This is a genomic window from Nocardia sp. CA-136227, assembly GCF_050955695.1.
In the GTDB taxonomy this organism is placed as follows: domain Bacteria; phylum Actinomycetota; class Actinomycetes; order Mycobacteriales; family Mycobacteriaceae; genus Nocardia.
The window spans coordinates 1,612,242-1,634,513 of sequence record NZ_CP192081.1; the positions used below are offsets into that span (position 1 = coordinate 1,612,242).

At 70.0% G+C, this 22,272-nt stretch carries 17 protein-coding genes and 1 tRNA gene; 10 read left to right on the plus strand and 8 right to left on the minus strand.

The features are described 5' to 3' along the window. Positions 1-42 precede the first annotated feature (42 nt). The 3 genes from ACQP06_RS07225 to ACQP06_RS07235 all read left to right on the plus strand — a co-directional run bounded on the left by ACQP06_RS07225 (position 43) and on the right by ACQP06_RS07235 (position 2,476). Complete coding sequence (locus ACQP06_RS07225) at positions 43-942, plus strand: tyrosine-protein phosphatase (RefSeq protein ID WP_433671405.1); 900 nt, start codon at positions 43-45, stop codon at positions 940-942. Between the two features lie 71 nt (positions 943-1,013). Next, positions 1,014-1,754 (plus strand): spermidine synthase, encoded by a 741-nt coding sequence (locus ACQP06_RS07230; protein ID WP_433671407.1) that lies wholly within the window; start codon positions 1,014-1,016, stop codon positions 1,752-1,754. Between the two features lie 293 nt (positions 1,755-2,047). Further along, positions 2,048-2,476 (plus strand): hypothetical protein, encoded by a 429-nt coding sequence (locus ACQP06_RS07235; RefSeq protein WP_433671409.1) that lies wholly within the window; start codon positions 2,048-2,050, stop codon positions 2,474-2,476. Here the strand turns inward: ACQP06_RS07235 and ACQP06_RS07240 are convergent. Together ACQP06_RS07240 and ACQP06_RS07245 are read right to left on the minus strand one after the other, a co-directional pair. After that, positions 2,466-3,734 carry a YncE family protein gene (locus tag ACQP06_RS07240; protein WP_433671411.1) on the minus strand — a complete coding sequence of 423 codons (1,269 nt, stop codon included), beginning with the start codon at positions 3,732-3,734 and terminating at the stop codon, positions 2,466-2,468. The genes ACQP06_RS07235 and ACQP06_RS07240 overlap by 11 nt on opposite strands. Before the next feature lie 246 nt (positions 3,735-3,980). Continuing rightward, positions 3,981-4,062: transfer RNA gene (locus ACQP06_RS07245), tRNA-Leu, on the minus strand. Between the two features lie 390 nt (positions 4,063-4,452). Between ACQP06_RS07245 and ACQP06_RS07250 the strand changes: the two genes are divergently transcribed. Together ACQP06_RS07250 and acpS are read left to right on the plus strand one after the other, a co-directional pair. Then, positions 4,453-13,791 (plus strand): fatty acid synthase subunit beta domain-containing protein, encoded by a 9,339-nt coding sequence (locus tag ACQP06_RS07250; RefSeq protein WP_433671412.1) that lies wholly within the window; start codon positions 4,453-4,455, stop codon positions 13,789-13,791. A gap of 184 nt (positions 13,792-13,975) precedes the next feature. Beyond that, positions 13,976-14,398: a holo-ACP synthase AcpS gene (gene acpS, locus ACQP06_RS07255; RefSeq protein WP_326311540.1), complete on the plus strand. Its 423-nt coding sequence runs from the start codon at positions 13,976-13,978 to the stop codon at positions 14,396-14,398. 20 nt (positions 14,399-14,418) lie between these two features. Here the strand turns inward: acpS and ACQP06_RS07260 are convergent, their stop codons facing one another. Next, entirely contained in the window at positions 14,419-15,057 is a 639-nt protein-coding gene (locus ACQP06_RS07260; protein ID WP_357284577.1) for a TetR/AcrR family transcriptional regulator, read from the minus strand. 337 nt (positions 15,058-15,394) lie between these two features. Between ACQP06_RS07260 and ACQP06_RS07265 the strand changes: the two genes are divergently transcribed. Further along, a complete protein-coding gene (locus ACQP06_RS07265; RefSeq protein WP_433671415.1) occupies positions 15,395-16,678 on the plus strand; it encodes a hypothetical protein in 1,284 nt (427 codons plus the stop codon). Between the two features lie 94 nt (positions 16,679-16,772). On the opposite strand, the gene bcp is transcribed toward ACQP06_RS07265, so the two are convergent. Beyond that, complete coding sequence (bcp, locus tag ACQP06_RS07270) at positions 16,773-17,246, minus strand: thioredoxin-dependent thiol peroxidase (protein WP_433671416.1); 474 nt, start codon at positions 17,244-17,246, stop codon at positions 16,773-16,775. Between the two features lie 142 nt (positions 17,247-17,388). On the opposite strand from bcp, the gene ACQP06_RS07275 reads away from it, so the two are divergent. After that, the gene (locus tag ACQP06_RS07275) at positions 17,389-17,613 is read left to right on the plus strand and encodes a DUF3618 domain-containing protein (protein WP_357090596.1); all 225 of its coding nucleotides are present in this window, start codon (positions 17,389-17,391) and stop codon (positions 17,611-17,613) included. Positions 17,614-17,701: 88 nt separating this feature from the next. Here the strand turns inward: ACQP06_RS07275 and ACQP06_RS07280 are convergent, their stop codons facing one another. Beyond that, entirely contained in the window at positions 17,702-18,007 is a 306-nt protein-coding gene (locus ACQP06_RS07280; protein ID WP_357284238.1) for an excalibur calcium-binding domain-containing protein, read from the minus strand. Positions 18,008-18,325: 318 nt separating this feature from the next. Here ACQP06_RS07280 and ACQP06_RS07285 point away from each other — a divergent pair, with 318 nt between their 5' ends. Next, complete coding sequence (locus ACQP06_RS07285; protein ID WP_433671417.1) at positions 18,326-18,790, plus strand: MarR family winged helix-turn-helix transcriptional regulator; 465 nt, start codon at positions 18,326-18,328, stop codon at positions 18,788-18,790. A 34-nt stretch (positions 18,791-18,824) separates the two neighbouring features. Here the strand turns inward: ACQP06_RS07285 and ACQP06_RS07290 are convergent, their stop codons facing one another. Both ACQP06_RS07290 and ACQP06_RS07295 read right to left on the minus strand, forming a co-directional pair. Further along, positions 18,825-19,883 carry a crotonase/enoyl-CoA hydratase family protein gene (locus ACQP06_RS07290; RefSeq protein WP_433671419.1) on the minus strand — a complete coding sequence of 353 codons (1,059 nt, stop codon included), beginning with the start codon at positions 19,881-19,883 and terminating at the stop codon, positions 18,825-18,827. Positions 19,884-19,944: 61 nt separating this feature from the next. After that, positions 19,945-20,259: a hypothetical protein gene (locus ACQP06_RS07295; RefSeq protein ID WP_433673262.1), complete on the minus strand. Its 315-nt coding sequence runs from the start codon at positions 20,257-20,259 to the stop codon at positions 19,945-19,947. Between the two features lie 188 nt (positions 20,260-20,447). On the opposite strand from ACQP06_RS07295, the gene ACQP06_RS07300 reads away from it, so the two are divergent. Beyond that, positions 20,448-21,305, plus strand: coding sequence for a GNAT family N-acetyltransferase (locus tag ACQP06_RS07300; RefSeq protein ID WP_433671420.1), 858 nt, complete (start codon positions 20,448-20,450; stop codon positions 21,303-21,305). A gap of 16 nt (positions 21,306-21,321) precedes the next feature. On the opposite strand, the gene ACQP06_RS07305 is transcribed toward ACQP06_RS07300, so the two are convergent. Next, entirely contained in the window at positions 21,322-21,768 is a 447-nt protein-coding gene (locus ACQP06_RS07305; protein ID WP_433671421.1) for a MarR family winged helix-turn-helix transcriptional regulator, read from the minus strand. Positions 21,769-21,847: 79 nt separating this feature from the next. On the opposite strand from ACQP06_RS07305, the gene ACQP06_RS07310 reads away from it, so the two are divergent. Then, entirely contained in the window at positions 21,848-22,222 is a 375-nt protein-coding gene (locus ACQP06_RS07310; protein WP_433671422.1) for a cupin domain-containing protein, read from the plus strand. Positions 22,223-22,272 lie beyond the last annotated feature (50 nt).

Here is a 22,272-nt window from a genome sequence, read left to right on the forward strand (position 1 = left end):
GTAGATCTGTCGGCGATCAACACGCGATTAGGAGTGAGTCAGTTGTCAGTTTCGTGGCGTCGTACCGCCGTCGTTGTCGCGCTCAGCGGTGGGCTGCTGGTCAGCCCGCTGCTCGGAAACCTGGCCGGCGGTGAGCTGTCGGCGCTGCCGGCCGCCGTCGCCAAGCCCAGCCAGGATCAGGGCGCCGACGCCCCCCGCCTCGCCAGCGTCGACAACTTCCGCGACGTCGCCGGCACCGGCGCGGGCTACGACGCGCAGGGCAGCCATCGCGTCAACAAGGGCGTCTTCTACCGCTCCAACGCGCTGACCCCCAACGACGCCGACCTGGCGACCCTCACCGGCCTGCACCTCGGCACCGCCTTCGACCTGCGCACGAGCGGTGAGATCGCGGCCAAGCCGGACCGCCTGCCGACCGGCACCTCCTACGTCAACATCTCGATCCTGAGCGGCGACCTGTCCGGCTCCATGGGCAACCTCACCAGCCCCGAGGCCGCCCGCGAGGCCATGCGCGCCCTCAACCGCCAGTTCGTCACCGGCGCCTACGAGCGCGCCCGCTTCGCCGACCTACTGACCCAGCTCGCCGACCAGCAGGGCCCGGCCGTCTTCCACTGCACCGCCGGCAAGGACCGCACCGGCTGGACGTCCTACCTGCTGCTCAGTCTCGCGGGCGTCGACCAGCAGACCATCATGAACGACTACCTGCTCACCAACGAGTACTCCGCGAAGTCCATCGCGGCCACCCTCGCGCAGATCACCGCCGCCAAGGGCGCCGGCGCGGCCGCCGTCTACCAGCCGCTGCTGGGTGTCGAGGCGAGCTTCCTGCAGGCCGGAATCGACCAGCTCACCGCCGATTACGGCTCGGTCGACAAGTACCTGAAGGACGGGCTCGGCCTGAAGGGGCAGACCATCGAGCAGCTCAAGCACAAGCTGATCCAGAAGTAGGGCTCCGGCTCCGGCGGGTCCCCCGAGGCAGCGCTGCGGGGGACCCGCTTCGGTCCTGCGATCATGTACCGATGAGTAACCGGTCACGGGACGTGCGGTTCGGGCGCGCCGAGCTACGCGCCGACGCGGAACGGCCGGGCGGGTGGCTGCTGACCGTCAACGGCATCGCCCAGTCCTACATCGACCTGGACGACCCGACCTATCTCGAACTCGAGTACGTCCGCTACTTCGGATACGTGGTCGACTCCCTGGAACCCGCCGACGCACCCCTGGACGTGGTGCACATCGGCGGAGGCGGCTGCACCTTCCCGCGCTACCTCGCGGCCGTGCGGCCCGGCTCCCGCCACCTGGTGATCGAGGCCGACGAGGCGCTGGCCGAATTCGTCGACGAATGCCTCGGCCTGCGCTCGGTGCCCGGCCTCGACCTGCGGCTCGGCGACGGACTCACCGAAATCTCCACCCTGCCAACGGCTTCCGCGGATGTGGTGGTGGCCGACGCCTTCGAAGGCCTGCGGATCGCCCAGGGCATCACCGGCCCCGCCTTCACCGCCGAGGTGGCGCGAGTCCTGCGCCCGGACGGCCTCTATCTCCTGAACCTGGTCGGCACCCGCCACCATTTGGACGACATCCGCGCGGCCTTCCCGTACCGGGCAATGCTCGACGGCGACGTCTTCGCCGGATACACCGGCAACCAGGTCCTGGCGGCCAGTCGCGTCCCGCTGCCGCTCGAATCCCTCTATCGGCAAGCGGAACACGCATTTCCGCCGGTGCGCGTCGCGGCCGAAGCTCCCGACCCGCTGCCCGGGCGGTGAGCCACCTCACAGGGTTTGCTCCGACTTCGGGGGACACAGCTTTACAGTCGGTCATCGAAACGCCATCGCCGCGTCACCGCCCCGGCACCCGCGATCCCGAGACTATTCCTCGCACCCGGTGCCGGTCGTCGAGCCTCCACTTCGCCCGGTGTCCGCTCTCGACGCGACACCTCCGTTCATGCCCTCGCGTCGGCCACGGACCGCGGACACCTTCGGCACCGGGTGCAACCCCTACCGTGCGTCCGGAGGTCCCGATGTTCGAATCGTGTTGTTCCCCACGTGAATCGGCTCACGTGCTCCGCGCCCGCTACGGCCTACCCGTCGAGCTCTACGCCGACCGGCCCCTGCTCACCCTCGGCGCGGCCGTCGAAGCCCTGACCCTCCCCGAACCACTCGGCCGCCAGGTCCTCGACCGCCTGTCCGAGCTGCCGTCCACGCCCGTGATCGCCGACCCGCGCGACCGCCACTGGACCTTCCTGGTCGCCCCGCCACTCCCGAATCACCGTGTACCCCAGCGGCTTCGCACCTTCCTCCAGGGCTACTCGGTGACGCTCCCCGCGCCCGGCACCCGAATCATGTTGCCCACCAGCGACCAGCCCGGCGGCTGGCATTGGGCCGACGAGCCGGAACCGGGCGGACTCCGCCTGCCCCACCGCGCCGTGGTGCTGTCCGCGGTCCGCCTGGCGATTCTCGAAGGCCCGCTGTCCCGCCTCACCGGGTAGCGGTCGGCGACTTCCAGTCCGCCGGAAGGTGTCCCAGGCGGACGCGCTGCGGGTGGTCGCCGACCGGCACCGAGGTGATCTTCGCGCCGGTGGCGAAGTCGATCGCGGTGACCTGGTCGGCGGCGCTCTCGGAGATGAGGCACGCCTTCCCGTCGCCGCTCACGGTGGCCCAGTACGGCTTGGCGGCGGGGATCAGCGGACCCGCCGACAGATCGGCGAGGGTGACGACGGTGGCGTAGTCGTCCATGGTTCCCGCGACGCACAGCTTCTTGCCGTCCGGGTCCATCGAAAGCCCGTGGTGGCGTGAGTCGTTGACCCAGGTCGTGCGGTCCGGGCTGGTGGCCGGATTCCTCGGCAGCTCGGCGACCCGCAGGATCTTGTCGGCGGCCACGTCGTATTCGAGGAAGCCGTTGAAGAACGACACCTGGAAGTAGAGCTTCGACTCGTCGGGCAGGAACGCGACCGGGCGGATGGCATCGGACAGGTCCTTGCGACCGAACGCGTCCAGCCGCTCCCGCATATCGATGGTCCTCACCACCCGATAGGTGGCGGCATCGGCGACGGTGATCTTGCGATCCCCCTTCGTCCAGTCCAGCAGCGGATCGTCGAACGGCGTGTTCACATCCCCGATCGCCATGTTCCAGATGGTCCCGTCCTTGGCGAAGACGTTCTCGTGCGGCTTGTCGCCGGTCGGGAACCGCCCGAGCTCGACCCCGGTCTCGATGTCCAGCACATGCACGACATTGCCGGTCGAAGCCGACACCGCGACCCGCCGCCCATCCGGCGACACCGCCATGTGATCAGCACGATTCCCCGACACCGCGAACCGCCACTTCACCTTTCCGGTCGCGCTGTCGACGGACACCACATCGGCGAAACTCGGCCGCGACGCCACCACCGCCGACCCGTCCGGCGTCGTATACATGTCATCGACGTACTGGTCGTGCCCCTCGCCAACGGTCAGCCGAATCCCGAGAAAGTAAGCCAGCTTCACCGGATTCAGATAGATCTCCCGCAGCCGCTCATCCTTGTCCGGAATCAGGTCGATCGACCCGATCTTCCCGAAATCCCCACGAGCCCTGATGATGTCGGCCGTCCCCTGCCAATTGCTACCGACCAACATCACCTCCCGCAATCCAGGATCCGCGCTCGCGGGCGCGATCCCCGCGCCGACTGATGCCGCGACGACTGCCGCGGCCAGGCCGGCCGCCTTGCGCCGCATGCGGCCGCGTCGTGAGGTGCGGGATGGAACTCGCATGGAACGCCCTTCGGTTGCGAATCTGGGTGCGGGTAAGGCTATTCGGTCCCCGATATTCCAGCCCGGGAAAGTTCGTGACGGAAGGCCTTTTCCGGTCGGGGAGGGGGCGGGACCGGACAGGGGCGGACGAGAGCCGCAAAGGGTTTGCTGATTGGTTGCGGTGTCGTGCGCGGAGATCGTTGGCTAACCCGGTGATTCGGGCAAAGTGGACGTCCCGGCCGGGGGTGGCCGGGACTGCGGAATGTGTGCGCGAGGCGGGACTTGAACCCGCACGTCCTAGGACACCAGAACCTAAATCTGGCGCGTATGCCAATTTCGCCACTCGCGCTAACGGTACGACCGTCCAAACTTTACCGGGTCCAACGGGGATCGCGAAGCATCGGGGACGTGTGGCGTACTGGTCGGTAACCTCACCTGCGATTATAACGATTTGATAAATGCCAATGTGAGGGAGGCTCACGTTTCCTACACCGGCGTAACCGAGCTCACCAGCGGCTTCAAACATGAGGGAGGGTCATGTTTCTGATTATTCTGGTACGGACGTACATAAATACTCGGCGGTAAACCCCTGGTCGGCGGGCCAAACATGAGGAGATCCTCATGATTTTGTGCGATCCTCGGCATCTACCAGGGCCTGCGGGCCGGAGGGATACCTGCGCACCGTGAGCGCGGTCCAGTCCTGTGGAGACGGGCCGCCAGGAGAAGGAAGTCGAACGTCTTGACGATCAACGAGAGCACCGGGACCGGATCGAAGTCCAGGGCGGCGGGGAAGTCACGGGAGAGCGGGATCAGGTCGTCGCTGCTGGACCGGTTGCTGGACGGCGCGCCGTACGCGCTCGCCTTCGGCGGCCAGGGCGCGCAGTGGCTCACCGAGCTGGAGGAGATCGGGCGCGACTCCGCGCTCGAGCCCGAACTGACCGCGCTGGTCAACGAGGCCGCCGCCGCGCTGGAACCGATTGCGGCGCAGCTGCTCGTGGTCCGGCCGGTCGGGTTCGACCCCATCGCGTGGATGCTGGAAGAAGAGATTGCCGACCCGGAGCAGGGGGAGGTCTCGGGAGCGCCGTCAGCGCAGGTGTTGCGCTCCGCCGCCGTCTCCATGCCGGGTGTGCTCCTGACCCAGATCGCCGCGCTGCGCGCGCTGCGCCTGCAGGGCCTCGATATCGTCGCGCACGCGCCGACCGCCATCATCGGCCACTCGCAGGGCCGCCTGGCCGCCACCGCCGCCGAGGCCCACGGCCGGCGTGACGCCGAACTGCTGGCCATCGCCCAGCTGGTCGGCGCCTCCGCCAGCCTCGTCGCCCGCCGCCGCGGCCTGCTGCCGATCGGTGAGAAGTCCCCGATGGTCGCCGTCTCCAATGTCGACCCCGAGGCCCTGAAAGCCGTTGTCGCCGAGGTCATGACCGGTGTCGCGCCGGAGAAGGCCGCCGTGCTGTCCATCCGCAACGGCCGCCGTCGCGTCGTGCTCAGCGGCCCGGTCGCCCAGCTCGACCGCGTCCGTCAGCGCGCCGCCGAGATCAATGCCGAGCAGGCCGCCGAGCGCGACGCCAAGAAGCGTGGCGGCGCGGTCTTCGCCCCCGTCTTCGAGGACATCCCGGTCGAGGTGGCCTTCCACCACCCGGCGCTCGCCGAGACCGTGGACCTGGTCCGCGGCTGGGCCCAGCAGTGCGGCCTGGACGCCGACCTGGCCGCCACCCTCACCCAGGAAGTGCTGGTCGACCCGATCGACTGGGTCGGCATCGTCGACGAGACCGTCACCGCGGGCGCGCAGTGGATCCTGGACCTCGGTCCCGGCGACCTGCTGACCCGCCTCACCGCCGGTTCGCTCAAGGGCACCGGCGTCGGCGTGCTCGCCGCCTCCACCCGCCCGGGCCAGCGCAGCCTGTTCACCCCCGGCGCGGCCCCCGAGGTCGCCTCGGCCTGGAGCGAATTCGCGCCCAAGCCGATCCGCCTGCCCAACGGCCGCGTCGTCGTGGAGACCTCCTTCACCCGCCTCACCGGTCGTTCCCCGATCCTGCTGGCGGGCATGACCCCCACCACGGTCGACGCGAAAATCGTTGCGGCCGCGGCCAACGCCGGCCACTGGGCCGAGCTGGCCGGTGGCGGTCAGGTCACCGAGCAGATCTTCGCCGACCGCGTCGAGGAGCTGAAGAGCCTGCTGCAGCCCGGTCGCGCGGTGCAGTTCAACTCGCTGTTCCTGGACCCGTACCTGTGGAAGCTGCAGCTGGGCGGCAAGCGCATCGTGCAGCGCGCCCGCACCGCCGGTGCGCCGCTGGACGGCGTCATCGTCACCGCCGGCATCCCGGAACTCGAAGAGGCCGTGGGCCTGATCGAGGAACTGTCCGAGGTCGGCATCACCCACGTGGCGTTCAAGCCCGGCACCGTGGCGCAGATCCGCGCCGTGCTGCGCATCGCCGACGCGGTCCCCGGCTACCCGGTGATCATGCACATCGAGGGCGGCAAGGCCGGCGGTCACCACTCCTGGGAAGACCTCGACGACCTGCTCCTCGACACCTACGCCGAGCTGCGCGGCCGCGACAATGTCGTGGTCTGCGTCGGCGGCGGCATCGGCACGCCCGAGCGCGCCACCGAATACCTCACCGGCGTTTGGTCGCAGCAGCACGGCTACCCGGCCATGCCGCTGGACGGCGTCCTGGTCGGCACCGCCGCCATGGCGACGCTCGAGGCCACCACCGCCCCCGAGGTCAAGCAGCTGCTGGTCGACACCCCCGGCACCCCCGACTGGGTCGGCGCGGGCACCGCGGTCGGCGGCATGGCTTCCGGCCGTAGCCAATTGGGCGCGGACATCCACGAGATCGACAACGCCGCCTCCCGCACCGGCCGCCTGCTGGACGAGGTCGCCGGTGACGCCGACGCCGTGGCCGCGCGCCGCGCCGAGATCATCGAGGCGCTCGACGGCACCGCCAAGCCGTACTTCGGCGATGTCGCCACCATGACCTACCTGGAGTGGCTGGAGCGCTACGTCGAGCTGGCCGTGGGCCTGGACCGCCGCAAGGACTTCGACTGCGGCGCCGACTTCGCCGACGCCATCGCCGACGCCACCCGCTCGGTCTGGCTCGACATCACCTGGCGCGACCGGTTCGCGGAGATGGTGCGCCGCACCGAATCCCGCCTCAACCCGGCCGACCGCGGCGAGATCGCGACCCTGTTCGCCGACGACTCCGCCTTCGAGACCCCGGTGCAGGCCATCTGCACCCTGAAGGCCGAATACCCGGCCGCCGCCGACACCGTGCTGCACCCGGCCGACGTGCCGTTCTTCGTGTCGCTGTGCAAGATCCCGGGCAAGCCGGTCAACTTCGTCCCGGTCGTGGACCAGGACGTGCGCCGCTGGTGGCGTTCGGATTCGCTGTGGCAGGCCCACGATGCCCGCTACACCGCCGACCAGGTCTGCGTCATCCCCGGCACCGTCGCCGTCGCGGGCATCACCCGCGTGGACGAGCCGGTCGGTGAACTCCTCGACCGCTTCGAGCAGGACACCGCCTTCACCCTGGTGCGCGCGGGCGTGGTCCCGGCCGCCGTGGACGGCCGCCGCCGCACCGAGGTCGCGGGCGGACTGCTCGACATCGTGCTGGCCGCACCGGATGTGCAGTGGGCCGGCCGCACCACCGTCAACCCCATCCACCGCCTCGGCGATCTGGGCGAGTGGGTCATGAACGGCAAGGGCGCCAAGCACCCGCCGACCGGCTCCACCCTCTCGGCCACCGATGGCCCCGAGAGTGATTGCGCCTACCTGGAATTGGCGGTCCCGCTGCTGGGCCAGGACGCCGTCCGGATCCGTATGACCGTCCCGGTCTCCGTGTACAACGGTGGCGCGCCGGTCATCACCGAGGACGACGCCGAGGCCGCCATGTCGGCGCTGCTCGCGGTCGCCGCGGGCAAGTCGCTGCCCGAGGTCAAGTCGGTCGACGGCGCGCAGGTCGCGCACGTCAACCTGGCCTGGAGCCCGGACCTGATCGCCGACCACGCCGGTGTCACCGGCGCCGGCCTGCCGGACAGCCTGTCCACCCTCGGCCGCACCGCCCCCGACGTGCTCGTGGGCGCTTGCTGGCCCGCCGTTTTCGCGGTTCTGGGCGCGACCCGCACCGCGGACTCGCACTCCGTCATCGAGGGCATGCTGGACCTGGTCCACCTCGACCATCAGATCGAGTTGCTGGGCGCGCTGCCCGCCGAGCACGCCGTGCTCGCGGTCCGCGCCGAGTCGGCCGAGGTGCTCGACACCGACCTGGGCCGCGTCGTCGAGGTCAAGGTCACCGTCGGCGTCATGCGGGATCACGGCCTGGAGACCCCGGCCGTCGCGACTCTGGTGGAGCGCTTCGCCATTCGCGGCCGCACCGGCCAGGCCGAGCTGACCGACCCGCCGCGCGCCGCCGGTTCGCTGTCCGACGACGCCACCGACACCCCGCGTCGCCGCCGCCGCGACGTGGCCCTGGTGGCCCCGCGCGCCATGGGCGCCTTCGCGCACGTGTCGGGTGACTTCAACCCGATCCACACCTCCGAGAACGCCGCTCGCCTGGCCGGTCTGGGCACCCCGATCGTGCACGGCATGTGGCTCTCGGCCGCCGCGCAGCACGCCGTCTCGGCGATCGACCTGGGCGACAAGGTGCCGCCGCGCACCATCACCGCCTGGACCACCCGCTTCCTGGGCATGGTCCGCCTCGGCGCGCAGATCGACGTGCGCGTGGAACGCGTTGCGGTGGACCACGGTTCGGAGATCGTCGAGGTCTCCTGCCGCATCGACGGCAACCTGGTGATGACCGCCACCGGCCGCATCGCGCCGCCGAAGACGGTCTACGCCTTCCCGGGGCAGGGCATTCAGGCCAAGGGGATGGGCCTGGACGCACGCACCCGGTCCAAGGCCGCCAAGGAGATCTGGGACCGCGCAGACAAGCACACCCGTGAGGCCCTGGGCTTCTCGATCCTGGCCGTGGTGCGCGACAACCCGACCTACCTCAAGGCGCGGGGCGTGGAATACCGCCACCCGCAGGGCGTGCTGCACCTGACCCAGTTCACCCAGGTGGCCATGGCCACCCTCGGTGTGGCCCAGGTCGCCGAGCTGCGCGAGGCGGGCGCCTTCATCGAGGGCGCGATGCTGGCGGGCCACTCCGTCGGTGAGTACAACGCCCTCGCCGCCGCGGCGGGCGTGCTGCCGCTGAACGCGGTGCTGGAGGTCGTGTTCCAGCGCGGTTCGGCCATGCACGAGCTGGTGCCCCGGGATGCCCAGGGCCGCAGCGACTACCGCATGGCCGCCATCCGCCCCTCGCAGATCGGCATCGCCGACGACGAGGTCATCGGCTGGGTCAAGGGCCTGGGCGAGCAGGCCGGCGAGTTCCTCGAGGTCGTGAACCTGAACCTGCGGGGCGCGCAGTACGCCATCGCGGGCACGGTGAAGGGCATGGAGGCGCTCGAGGACGAGATCGAGCGTCTGCGCGCCGAGACCGGCGGCAAGCGCGCGTTCGTGCTCATCCCGGGCATCGACGTGCCGTTCCACTCGACCGTGCTGCGCGCCGGCGTGCCGGAGTTCCGCACCAAGCTGCTCGACCTGCTGCCCGCGGACCTGCAGCCGGAGCTGCTGATCGGCCGCTACATTCCGAACCTGGTGCCCAAGCCGTTCAACCTGGAGCGTGAATTCGTCCAGGAGATCGCGGATCTGGTGCCGTCGGAGCCGCTGGCCGAGGTGCTGGCGAACTGGGCCGACTGGTCTTCCGAGGCCAAGCGCGTCGAGCTGTGCCGTGTGGTCCTGGTCGAGCTGCTGGCCTGGCAGTTCGCCAGCCCGGTCCGCTGGATCGAGACCCAGGACCTGCTGTTCACCGATGTGGAGCACGGCGGCGTGGGCGTCGAGCGGTTCGTCGAGATCGGTCTGGCCGCGACGCCGACCGTGGCGAACCTGGCCTCGAACACGCTGAAGCTGCCGCAGTTCGGCAGCGCTGTCGTCGAGGTGCTCAATATCGAGCGCGAGCGCGGCATCGTCTACTCGACCGACACCGACCCGGCCCCCGTGGAGGAGCCGGAGGAGACCCCGGCCGAGACCGCTTCCGCCGCACCGGCGCCCGCCGCCGCTGCCGCCCCGGCCCCCGTGGCCGTGCCGACCGGCGGCCCGACGCCGGACGACATCGCGTTCTCCGCCGCCGACGCCACCCGCGTGCTGATCGCGCTGTGGACCAAGCTGCGGATGGACCAGATCGGCCCGGTGGACACCATCGAGGGCCTGTGCGACGGCGTGTCCTCGCGCCGCAACCAGCTGCTCGTCGACCTCGGCGCGGAGCTGTCGCTCGGCGCCATCGACGGCGCGGCCGACGCCGACATGGGCGCGCTGTCCAACACCGTCGACCGCCTGGCCCGCACCTACAAGCCGTTCGGTTCGGTGCTGTCCGACTCCATCGGCGACCACCTGCGCAAGGTGTTCGGCCCGTCCGGCAAGCGTCCGGCGGCCATCGCCGACCGGGTCAAGAAGACCTGGGGTCTGGGCGACGGCTGGGCCAGCCACGTCACCGCCGAGGTCTCCCTCGGCACCCGTGAGGGCCAGTCGGTCCGCGGTGGCGACCTGGGCGGCCTGGTGGCGGGCGGACTGTCGGACGCCGCGTCCGTGGACGCCGCGATCGACGCCGCTGTGCAGTCCGTGGCCGCGCGCCGCGGAGTCGCGGTCTCCATGCCCTCCGCCGGTGGCGGTGCGGGCGGCGCGACCGTCGACGCCGCCGCGCTGGGCGAGTTCACCGAGCAGATCACCGGCCGCGACGGCGTGCTGGCGCAGGCCGCCCGGGTGATCCTGGAGTCCCTCGGCCACGCCGAGCAGGCGTCCGCGCCGGAGGCCACCGAGGACACCCTGGTGGATCTGGTGTCGGCCGAACTGGGTTCGGACTGGCCGCGTCTGGTCGCGCCCGCGTTCGACGCCAAGAAGGCCGTCCTGATCGACGACCGGTGGGCCTCGGCCCGTGAGGATCTGGCCCGCCTGTGGTTCGGCAACGACGGCTCGCTGCCCGCCGAACCCGCCGTCGAGGGCTACCTCGGCGCCGGTGAAGCCGTTGCGGCGCAGGCCACCTGGTGGCGCAACCGCGCGATGAAGGAGGCCCGCTCGGTGCTGGCCGGCGTCTACGGCGCCATCGCCGAGGCCGCGCTCAGCTCGGCCGAGCCGGGCATCTGGTCCTCCGACATCGCCGTGATCACCGGCGCCAGCAAGGGTTCCATCGCGGCGGCGGCCACCGGCCGGCTGCTCGCGGGTGGCGCGACCGTCGTGGTCACCACCTCCTCGCTGAACGACGACCGCATGAGCTTCTACAAGCAGCTCTACCGCGACAACGCCCGCAAGGGCGCCGCGCTGTGGGTGGTTCCGGCGAACATGGCCTCCTACACCGACATCGACGCGCTCATCGACTGGGTCGGCACCGAGCAGGTCGACAATGCCGGTGGCGCCAAGATCCTGGTCAAGGAGGCGATGACCCCCACCCTGCTGCTGCCGTTCGCCGCGCCCCGCGTGGTCGGCGACCTCTCCGACGCCGGCGCTCGCGCCGAGATGGAGATGCGGGTGCTGCTGTGGTCGGTGGAACGTCTGATCGGCGGCCTGTCCGCCATCGGCGCCGACCACGACGTGGACGCGAAATTGCATGTGGTGCTGCCGGGTTCGCCCAACCGCGGCATGTTCGGCGGGGACGGCGCCTACGGCGAGTCCAAGGCCGCCCTGGACGCCATCGTCGCCAAGTGGCGCGCGGAGACCTCCTGGTCCGAGCGGGTCACCCTGGTGCACGCGCTGATCGGCTGGGTGCGCGGCACCGGCCTGATGGGCGGCAACGACCCGCTGGTCGAGGCCGTCGAGAAGGCCGGCGTGCAGACCTGGTCCACCATCCAGATGGCCGACGAGCTGCTCAAGTGGTGCACCTCGCGGGCCCGCGTGGTGACTGCGTCCGGACCGCAGCAGATCGACCTCACCGGCGGTCTGGCCGGGGCCAAGCTGGATCTGCCCGCCCTCGCCAAGGAGGCGCGCGAGCAGGCCGAGGCCGCGGCCGCCGACTCCGAAGGCGTTGACGGCGCGACCATTTCCGCCCTGCCCGCTCCGCCGACCCTGAGCTCCAAGCTGGTCACCCCCGAATGGGGTTCGGTCACCGCCGATCTCGACGACATGGTCGTCATCGTCGGCGCGGGCGAGCTCGGCCCCTACGGTTCGGCGCGCACCCGCTTCGAGATGGAGGTCTCCGACCAGCTCTCCGCCGCGGGCGTGCTGGAGCTGGCCTGGACCACCGGCCTGGTCACCTGGGAGAACGACCCCAAGCCGGGCTGGTACGACACCGAATCCGGTGAGTACGTCGAGGAATCCGAGCTGGCCGACCGCTACCACGACACCGTGGTGGAGCGCTGCGGCGTCCGTCGCTACGGCGACGACGGCGCCATGATCGAGAACGCGGCCCCGCTGCTCACCTCGGTGTTCCTGGACAAGGATCTGTCCTTCGTGGTCAACACCGAGGCCGAGGCCCGCGCCTTCTTCGCCGCCAACCCGGAGCAGACGGTCGTCACCCCGGTCGCCGGAACCGGCGACTGGCAGGTGACGCGCAAGGCGGGCACCGAGATTCGCGTGCCCCGCAAGGCCAAGCTGACCCGCACCGTCGGCGGCCAGATCCCCACCGGCTGGGACCCCACCAAGTGGGGCATCTCCGCCGACATGGTGAGCTCGGTCGACCGGGTGGCGCTGTGGAACATCGTCTGCACCGTGGACGCGTTCCTGAGCTCCGGCTTCAGCCCCGCCGAACTGATGAGCTGGGTGCACCCGGCCATGGTGGCCAACACCCAGGGCACCGGTATGGGCGGCATGTCGTCGATGCGCTCGCTCTACATCGACAACCTGCTCGGTGAGCCGCACGCCAACGACATCTTGCAGGAGGCCCTGCCCAACGTCGCCCTGGCGCACGTGGTGCAGAGCTACGTCGGCTCCTACGGCGGCATGATCCACCCGGTCGCGGCCTGCGCGACCGCGGCGGTCTCCGTCGAGGAGGGTGTGGACAAGATCAAGCTCGGCAAGGCCGACCTGGTCGTGGCCGGCGGCTACGACGATCTCGGCATCGAGGGCATCGTCGGCTTCGGCGACATGTCCGCCACCGCCGACTCGGCCGTCATGTCCGCCAAGGGCATCAGCGACCGCTACTTCTCCCGCGCCAACGACCGTCGCCGCGGCGGCTTCGTGGAATCGCAGGGTGGCGGCACGGTGCTGCTGGCCCGCGGTTCGGTGGCCCTGGAGATGGGTCTGCCGGTGCTGGGTGTGGTCGCGTTCGCGCAGTCCTTCGCCGACGGCGTGCACACCTCGATCCCGGCTCCGGGCCTGGGCGCCCTGGGCGCGGGCCGCGGTGGCCCGGAGTCCAAGCTGGCCAAGGAACTCGGCAAGCTGGGCGTCGGCGCCGACGAGATCGCGGTCATCTCCAAGCACGACACCTCCACCGCCGCAAACGATCCCAACGAGTCCGAGCTGCACGAGCGGCTGGCCTCGGCGATCGGGCGCTCGGAAGGCGCTCCGCTGTTCGTCATCTCGCAGAAGACCCTCACCGGTCACGCGAAGGGCGGCGCGGCGGCGTTCCAGATGATCGGCCTGTGCCAGGTGCTCGAGCAGGGCGTCATCCCGCCCAACCGCAGCCTCGACTGCGTGGACGAGAAGATGGCCCAGTACCCGCACCTGGTGTGGCTGCGTGAGGCGCTGACCGTGGGAGATCGCTTCCCGCTCAAGGCCGGTCTGGTCACCTCGCTCGGCTTCGGCCACGTCTCCGGCCTGGTCGCCATCGTGCACCCGCAGGCCTTCGTGGAGGCCATCGCCGACGCCGAGGCGCGAGAGGCGTACCAGCGCAAGGCCGAAGAGCGTCAGCTCGCGGGCCGTCAGCGCTTCGCCGAGGCGATGTGCGGTGGCGCTCCGATGTACGAGCGGCCCGCCGACCGCCGCCTGGGCGGCGACGGCACCCCGGCCAAGCAGTCGCGGCAGCTCGAGGCCGACATGCTGCTCTCGCAGCAGGCGCGGCTGGGCTCCGACGCCGTCTACGTGACGGCGCCGCAAGGACCGGCCTGCCGGTAAGTAGCTCACGGCAGGTTCGACACGGCGGGTTCGTGTCCTGTGCTCCGCGCGAGCACCGGACGCGGGCCCGCCGTTCCATGTCGGTGATCCGACGGTAGAAGCGCGGAGCCTACGGTGCCGTAGGTCCGCTGGTATGTTCGCAGCCAATTCGACTGCACTACGAGGAATCTAGGAGTCCCGCACTGTGACGATCCTGGGTATCGGCCTGGACTTGGTCACCATCTCCGAGTTCGCCGAGCAAATGGAACGCACCGGAACCACCATGCTCCGGGAGAGTTTCACCGCTGGGGAGCGGCGCTATTGCCAAAGCAAGGGCACCGACCCGGCACGCAGCTATGCCACCCGCTGGGCCGCGAAGGAGGCGGTCATCAAGGCGTGGGCGTCATCCCGCTTCGCCCGCAGCCCGCAGATCGGCGACAATCCGTATCCGCTGATCGAGGTCGTCAACGACGCCTGGGGACGGCCCAGCATCAAATTGCACGGGCTGGCAGCGGAATTCCTGCCGCGGGTGCGAGTTCACCTGTCGCTCACCCACGATGGCGACACCGCCGCCGCCATGGTGGTGCTCGAGGATCCGGGCGAGCTCGCCGATCTGATCCGCGACTGACGCGGTTTCGCGGGTGCGCGCTACTCCGGATCGAAGGTGGTGCGCTGCCCGCCGGATCGCGATTCCTTCTCCGCGATCAGCAGATACGCCACCATGAGGCGCTTGAGCTCGGCGACGGCGTCCTCGTGGGCCAGGCCGTCCTGGACCGAGAAGTTCAGCATCGAGTACACGACGTGCACCAGCACCTGCGCCATCATGGAGCGGCGGCCGCGGGGGGTGCGCGGCATCAGCGGGCGCAGCATCTGCGAAACCGCTTCGGCGAACTCCTTTTCGTGGATCGCGCCGGTGGCCCGGGTGGACGGGGTGGACTGCATGGCCAGCCACACCTCGCGCCGGGAGGGGTCGGTCATCCACAGGTCGGCCAGGTGGTCGACGAGCTGGGTCATGTGCCGCAGCCAGTCCATGGACGGGATCTCGCCGTGGAAGTCGGCCAGCTCCTGTGAAACCGCCACCAGGTCTTGGCGATTCAGCTCGCAGACGATGACGTACTTGTTGGCGAAGAACTGGTAGAGCGTGCCGATCGGCACCTCCGCGCGGGCCGCGACCTCTTCGCAGGTGAACGATTCGAAGCCGACCTCGACCAGTAATTCGCGGGAGGCCTGCAACAGGGCGTCGAACTTGCGCTTCGATCGTTCCTGCGTCGGGCGGCGACGGGGCATCAGCTCCTGTGGGTCGTCCTGCAGCTCCAACGCAGGGTCCGGTCGTCGCGCCGACCTGGTTCCCGTGCGTGCTTCCACGCTCAACAGCCTACGGGTTACGACACGCGCATGACACGCTGCGGTAGTTCGTGTGTCACCGAATCCGACCCATCCGAGCCGTCGTCGGCTCCGAAGAATCATCGCAGCTGCCTCTCAGCTGCGGTTCTCCGTTGAAAGGGGCCCGGCCTCTTTCGAACCCGTTTCGTCCTCGGTTCTCCTCTCTCGACCGCGTGATCCTCGCCTGTACGTCGACGTTGGAAGGCTGATTGTGGTTGCTTCTACCCCTGTTCGTACCGCGGTGACGCTCGGCGTCGCCACCGAGCGCGGCACGGTGCGCGCCGTGGCCCTCGCCGACACGGGCGACAAGCTGACCGATCGCGTGGTGCTCGAGCGCATCCTGCCGATCGGCGGAGATGCGAAGGCCGACTTGGCGGTCGCGGTGGAGACGGCGCTCGAGGACATCGCCGACAAGATCGGCGCGGATCGGGAGATCATCGGCGCGGCCGTCACCTACCGTGACGCCGCCGAGCGCCGCGCCATCGTCACCAAGCTGGCCGCTGGTCCCTGGCACGACGCCTCGCTGGTGTCCGCCAAGGCCTCGCACCTGGCGGTGGCCCGCGCCATGACCTGGGTGGACGAATTCGAGGATCTCGCTATCTGCGAGGTGGTGCCCGGCTTCCAGGCGTTCTCCCTCATCTCGCCGGACCGCGCCCGGGTGCTCGCCGCGGTGACGCTGACCGGCGGCGCGGCCACCGACGACGCCATGCGTTCCGCGGTCACCGCCGCCTGGGACCAGTTCGACGCGGCCGGGGTGAAGCCGGACGCGGTGGTGCTGATCGGCTCCGCCGCAACCGAATCCGCCGTGGTGGCGGCGCTGGAGTCCGGCTTCGGCGCGCCCGTGATCCCATGCCAGGTGGCGGCGGCCGCCCCGGCCCTCGGCGCGGCGCTGACCGCGCTGCCCGAGGCGGAGTTCGTCGGGGAGGTGGCCGAGCGCATTCGCCGGGCCCGTGGTTCCGCGGCGCTGTTCGCGGCGGCCAGCGTGCTGGCGGGCGGCCTGGTGGTGGGCGGCGTCCTCGCCTCGGGCAGCGAGTCCAAGAAGGTGCCCGAACCCGTCCTCACCGATTCCCGGGTCACCGCCGACGGGAACAACGGCGAGCACCGGATGGGTGACGCGGCCGTCCCCGGCCAGGACTCGGGTTCCGTCCTCGGGGCCGACGGCCTGCCGATCGGCCCGGTGGCAGGGGAGGACGGTGTGGCCCCGAACGCGGACCCGCAGCCCGCGACCGAATTGCAGCCCGGCGATGTGTGGAGCGTCGACCCGGCCACCCTGAACTGGGGTCCCGCGCGTTCCGGTGGCAAGCCGCGGCCGCTGATCAAGGCCGAGCCGGAGTCCACGATGGCCTCGAGCCCGGAGTCGATCATCCCCGCTCCGACCCGCACGGCGGGCTCCCCGGGCGCATCCGGCTTGTTCCCGGGCGAACTCGCGCCACCGGCCCCGGGCACCGCGGAGTTCGCCTCCTGGTGGGACAACCACTGGCGCATGATGCTGCAGTGGGCCGCCCAGATGATGCCCAAGGCCTAGCGGGTCGACACCCGAAGTCCTGACCTGACGAGCCCCGATCCGCGACGCGGACCGGGGCTCGCTGTGTTCGGCGGCGGTGTCCGCCGGGTCTCGCCTAGACCGACAGGTCTCGGCGCAGCTTGGCTACGTGGCCGGTGGCCCGCACGTTGTACTGGGCGACCTCGACCTTGCCGTTCTCGTCGATCAGGAAGGTGGACCGGATGACGCCGGTCACTTTCTTGCCGTACATCATCTTTTCGCCGAAGGCGCCGTAGGCGGCCAGCGTCTCCTTCTCCGGATCCGACAGCAGGGGGAAGGTGAGCTGTTCGGTGTCGCGGAACTTGGCCAGCTTGGCCGGCTTGTCGGGGGAGACGCCGATGACGTCGATGCCCGCGCCGTCGAGATCGGCCAGGTTGTCGCGGAAATCGCAGGCCTGCTTGGTGCAGCCGGGAGTGCTGGCGGCCGGGTAGAAGTACACGATCACCTTGCGGCCGCGGTAGTCCGACAGCGAGACGTCCTTGCCGTCGGCGTCGGGCAGGGTGAAGGCGGGCGCGGTGTCCCCGGGACTGAGTCGGTGATTCTCGGTCATGCCGCCACGCTAGTCGACGGGCTCGAGCCGGTGTTGGCGATACACTCTCGGCAGGTCGGCTCGCCTGCGCGTGCGTCGCGCGAGAGCGGCCCCGATTCGACGGCGCCGCGGATTCCGCGCGGCTTTCAGACAGGAGTGTGACGTGGCGAGAGATACCGAGGCGATCGAGCGGGAGATCGAGGCCGCACGCAACCGGCTCGCGAGCACCCTCGACGAGCTGGCGGTACGCGCCGACCCTCAGCGGCTGGCGGAGAACGCGAAACAGTCCCTGGTGGCCAAGATCAACGAGCCGAAGATCAAGTACAGCCTGATCGGCGCGGGCGCCCTGATCGCGACCCTGGTCGTGGTGAAGATCTTCCGCCGCTGAGCGGCAGCGGTACCCGGGGGACAGCCCTCCGACCCGAACATGAATGTGGCCCGGTCCAATTGGACCGGGCCACATTTTTGGGTCTCGCTCAGACCGTCGGGCAAGCCATGCCGGTGCCGTCGGGGTCCAGGTGCGGGCTGTAGCCGGGCTGGCCGCGGAACAGCGGAGCGGCGCCGGCGGCGCGGGCCTGGTCGCAGTTCTGGTACACGGGGCCGCCGGCGGAGCCGGTCTGGCTGAGACCCGCGGAGCCGGTGGCAGCCGAACCGGTGTCGATGGCGGAGGATCCGGTACCGGCGGATCCGGTGATGACATCGGCGGTGGCGACGGCGGTCTGGGCTGCGATGGTCGTCAGGCCCGCGACGCTGGCGGTGACGAGTAGCCGGCGAACGTTCATGTATTCCTCAATGTCGGCGCGGTTAGGGTTAGCTGGCCCGAGTGTTCTGGCGCAACGTTGCATTGTCAACCGGATGAGCTATGCATAGAGGTGAATTAGGGGATTTACCCCGAATGCCGGAACCTCTTCTGCCACTATGTCTCTCATTCGTCCTGACCGAAATGCGCTCGGGCATTGACGATTTCCGCCAGAACTACGCAAATCGAACGGTCAGTACTGTACCGAAGGTTGCATGCCGGGGGTGGCACGGATTCTCCGTGAACTTCCTGAGGATTGTCATGGTGTCCATGTCAACTATTTCCCGATATCATGGATGTCATGACGCGCTGGCTGACCGATGAGGAACAGACGACCTGGCAGTCCTTCATCCGCATGCGGCAACGCCTGGACTCGGCGATCGCCGCCGGACTGACCCGGGACGGGCTGTCGTTCTCCGACTACGAAGTGCTGGTCGCGCTGTCCGCGGCCGATGGCCAGCTGCGCGCCAAGGAACTTGGCGCGGAGATCTGCTGGGACAAGAGCCGCCTGTCCAAGCATCTGTCCCGGATGGCGACCCGCGGCCTGGTGGACCGCTGCCAGGCCGCCGACGACGCCCGCGGCCGCGAGATCCGGCTCACCGACGCGGGCCGCGCCGCCCTCGAGGCCGCCGCGCCGAATCACGTCGAGCTGGTGCGTCGGCTGCTCATCGACGAGATGACCGCCGAGGAGGCGAAGGCCGTGCGCTCGCTGGCCGACCGGGTGGTCGCCGAGGTCGAGCGCACGGATCCGGACGGGATCGACTGAGCCGCGATCGGGCGGGGTCGCCGACCCGGCCCGGCTACGCCTCGGGCTCGGCCGGTTTCGACTCGCCCGCGGGCTTCTCGAATTGCGCGCGCTTCCAATCGCCGAACGGTTCGTCGCGCTCCCGCACGGCCTCGCGGAAACCGGCGGTGGCCGAGCGCAATTGGAAGGCGTAGCCCTCGCGGGTGTGCCGTGAGATCCCGTCGAACACGGTGCTGACCATGCCGGAGTTGGCCACGCCCTGGCTGAGCAGCGCGCTGTTGAGGGCCAGCTTCGCCATGATCAGCTGGTTGATCGGCACCATCGAAATGCGTTCCAGCAGTTCCTCGGTGCGCGCGTCCAGTTCGTCGGCGGGCGGGGCCTCGATGGCGAGGCCCCATTCGAGGGCCTGTGTGCCGCTGAGGCTGTCGCCGGTGAACAGCAGGCGCTTGGCCCGCTGATCGCCGACGCGGTGCGCCCACATGCCCGCGGCGGGGATGCCCCAGGTGCGGGTGGGCGGGTAGCCGAAGCGGGCGTCGTCGGCGCAGATGATCTGGTCGGCGAACAGCGCGATATCGGTGCCGCCCGCGATGGCGAAGCCGTGCACCTTGGCCACGGTCGGCTTGTTGGCGTGCAGCAGGCTGGAGAAGCCGCGGTTGAAGCGCGACATCATGGCGTAGTCGACCATGGGATCCCAGGTGGCCCAGGGATTGTGATTGCGCGCCTGCACGACCGGATCGAGCACGCTGCCCTCGGCGGGCTGGGCGCCCTCGGCCGGTTCGAGGCCGTTCTCGGCGAAGATCGACAGGTCGTAGCCGCCGCAGAAGCCCTTGCCGCGCCCGCTCACCACGATGACGTGCACCCGCGGATCCAGGTCGGCGCGTTCGACGGCCGCGGCCAGTTCGATCGGGGTGTCGACGGTGATGGCATTGCCGCGCTCGGGCCGGTTGAAGGTGATGCGCGCGATCCGGCCGGTCACCTCGTAGGTCAGGGTGCGCCCGGTGTATTCGTTCACCGGTTCCGGGCGGCCCGCGAACAGCGAGTCGTCGCCAGCGGTCAGGTCGTCGCGCCAGGCGGCCGGGCGGGTGCCGGCGTGGTTCTCATAGTCGGGGGACACTCAAGCAGTGAACCCTGGTTCATTTCTTGCTGTCAAGAGTTCACGGGCGACGGGTTTGCCGCTACTCCCAGGGCTTGACCGGCGGTTTCACCCACAGGATCTTCTCGTCCGCGTGATCGCGCACGGCCGCCGGATGCCCCGGATTCCGGGCCGCCCAGGCGTCCTTCTCGCCGAGCAGCCGGGCCACCACCTGCCAGGTCTCCTCGGTGCTGGGCGGATTGGTGTCCGCCGCCCGGGCCAGTTTCCGCCGCTGCGCCACCGGGAGTTCGAGCAGTTCGTCCCCGCTGATCCCGCGTGCCCAGACATACGCGGCCAGCCGCCGAGCCTTCTCCTCGCGGCTCCGGCTGGCGTGATCGGAATGTGCGTAGTCGGCCATCTCTTCCTCGAACTCCGCGCAACCTCGCAGGTCGCGGGCCATCACACACCGACCCTACCGGAGTTCCGACCCCGATCGGCCGCCCGCTCGGGCCCCCGCCGGCGCGACCGGCCCGCGCTGCTGTCGCTCTGTGCCGGGCTCCGCGAATCCTGCCGAGTAGCAGCGGTTTTGCGACTACCGTTGATCGCATGCCGGAGACCGTGCGCATCGATGATCTGGTCGTTTCCCGGGCGACGCCGGGGGAGTGGGCCACCGTGGTGGAGTGGGCCGCCGCCGAGGGCTGGAATCCGGGGCGGCGGGATACCACTTCGTATTTCGCGCAGGATCCCGACGGGTTCTTCCTCGGACGGGTGAACGGGGAGCCCGCGTCCGCGGTCTCGGTCGTCAACTACGGCGCGGACTACGCCTTCCTGGGTTTCTATCTGGTGCGGCCGGAGCTGCGCGGGCGTGGATTCGGGCTGGCCACCTGGGAAGCCGGGTTGAAGCACGCGGGAAACCGGGTGGTCGGCCTGGACGGGGTGCCCGCACAGCAGGACAACTATCGGCGCAGTGGATTCGAACTCGCCTACAGCAGTGCGCGATTCATCGGGGTGCCGCGACTGCCGTTGCCCGACAACGCGGTCACAGCGCTCTCCCCGGCGGATACGGCGGAACTGCTGCCGTACGACTCCGCGTGCTATCCGGCGGATCGCCCGGCATTTCTCACCGCCTGGCTCGACGAGCCGGGGCATCGGACGTTCGCGCGCATTGTCGACGGCACGCTCACCGGGTACGCCGTCCTGCGCCCGGCCCGGGACACCCTGCGGGTCGGACCCCTGTTCGCGGATACGCCCGCTGACGCGCGTCAGCTGCTGGCCGCGCTGGCCGCGCATGCGGCGGGAATGCCGCTGGCGGTGGATGTTCCGCTGGTCAACGAGCCCGCGGTGCGCCTGATGGAGGAGGCCGGTCTGACGCCGAGCTTCGAGACCGCGCGCATGTACACCGGGCCGGTGCGGGATTTCCGGCTGGATCGGGTGTTCGGCGCGACCACCCTCGAACTGGGCTGAGTGCCAGGCGGATCGGTCACCAGGCCGAGGGTCGCACGCGGCCCGGCGTGACCACGCGCGCGAGGGCGTTGCGCAGCCCCACCGTCGCTTCGAGCCCGAGTGTCGCCGCCCACTGCTCGGTGAATCGGGCCGCGGCCGCGTCGGCGGCGCGGGTGCAGGCCCAGCCGCGGTCGGTGAGCGTGACGAGCTTGGCGCGGGCATCCGTGGGATGTGGATTGCGCTGCGCGTAGCCCTTTTTGACGAGTTCGTCGACCAGCTGGCTGGCCGCCTGCTTGGTGACGCCCAGGTGTTCGGCGATCTCGCCGACCGTCGCCCCGGACGGCGCCATGCGCACGAAGGCGAAGCCGTGGGTGGGCCGGATGTCGGTGAACCCGGCCGCCACGCAGCCGTCGTTGATGGCGTCGGTCACCTCGGCGGCGGCCGCGAGCAGCAGCAGCGGCAGGTCCTGTGCGGGTCCGGGCATGTCTGAGATCTTGGCACTTGACAAAGAAGTCAACAAGCTTGACTATATGGTCAAGCTACTTGACTAAAGGAGAGTGCTCATGCCCGTCGTCCACGCCGCCGATATCCAGTCCCACGAGATGCACGGTTCCCGCTTCACCCCTTTGATCCGCCCCAGCGCCGGCAGCAGCGAGCTGTGCGTGTGGCGCCTCGAGATCGCGCCCGGCACCCAGGGTGTCGCGCACCGCATCCACCGCGAGGAGGGCTTCGTGGTGCTGGCGGGCTCGATCACGCTGACCATTCAGGGGGAGTCGGCGCGCCTCGCCGCCGGTGACGCGGGCGTGGCCCCCGCGGATTCGGTCATCCGCCTGGACAACCCGTCCGACCGGCCCGTCGAGGTGCTGGTCACGGCCCCGGTCGGCTTCACCGGCGAGCTGCTCGACGGCACCGTGGTGAACCCGCCCTGGGTGAACTGACCCCGCCCGCTGCCCGCTGATCGGGACGCGCGCCTTCCCCCGCGTTTCTG

Coding starts and splice junctions, on each gene's coding strand:
- ACQP06_RS07230 (WP_433671407.1), top strand. CDS start 1,014: ATGAGTAACCGGTCACGGGACGTGCGGTTCGGGCGCGCCGAGCTACGC.
- ACQP06_RS07240 (WP_433671411.1), bottom strand. CDS start 3,734: ATGCGAGTTCCATCCCGCACCTCACGACGCGGCCGCATGCGGCGCAAG.
- ACQP06_RS07260 (WP_357284577.1), bottom strand. CDS start 15,057: ATGCCCCGTCGCCGCCCGACGCAGGAACGATCGAAGCGCAAGTTCGAC.
- bcp (WP_433671416.1), bottom strand. CDS start 17,246: ATGACCGAGAATCACCGACTCAGTCCCGGGGACACCGCGCCCGCCTTC.
- ACQP06_RS07280 (WP_357284238.1), bottom strand. CDS start 18,007: ATGAACGTTCGCCGGCTACTCGTCACCGCCAGCGTCGCGGGCCTGACG.
- ACQP06_RS07285 (WP_433671417.1), top strand. CDS start 18,326: ATGACGCGCTGGCTGACCGATGAGGAACAGACGACCTGGCAGTCCTTC.
- ACQP06_RS07295 (WP_433673262.1), bottom strand. CDS start 20,259: ATGGCCGACTACGCACATTCCGATCACGCCAGCCGGAGCCGCGAGGAG.
- ACQP06_RS07300 (WP_433671420.1), top strand. CDS start 20,448: ATGCCGGAGACCGTGCGCATCGATGATCTGGTCGTTTCCCGGGCGACG.
- ACQP06_RS07305 (WP_433671421.1), bottom strand. CDS start 21,768: ATGCCCGGACCCGCACAGGACCTGCCGCTGCTGCTGCTCGCGGCCGCC.
- ACQP06_RS07310 (WP_433671422.1), top strand. CDS start 21,848: ATGCCCGTCGTCCACGCCGCCGATATCCAGTCCCACGAGATGCACGGT.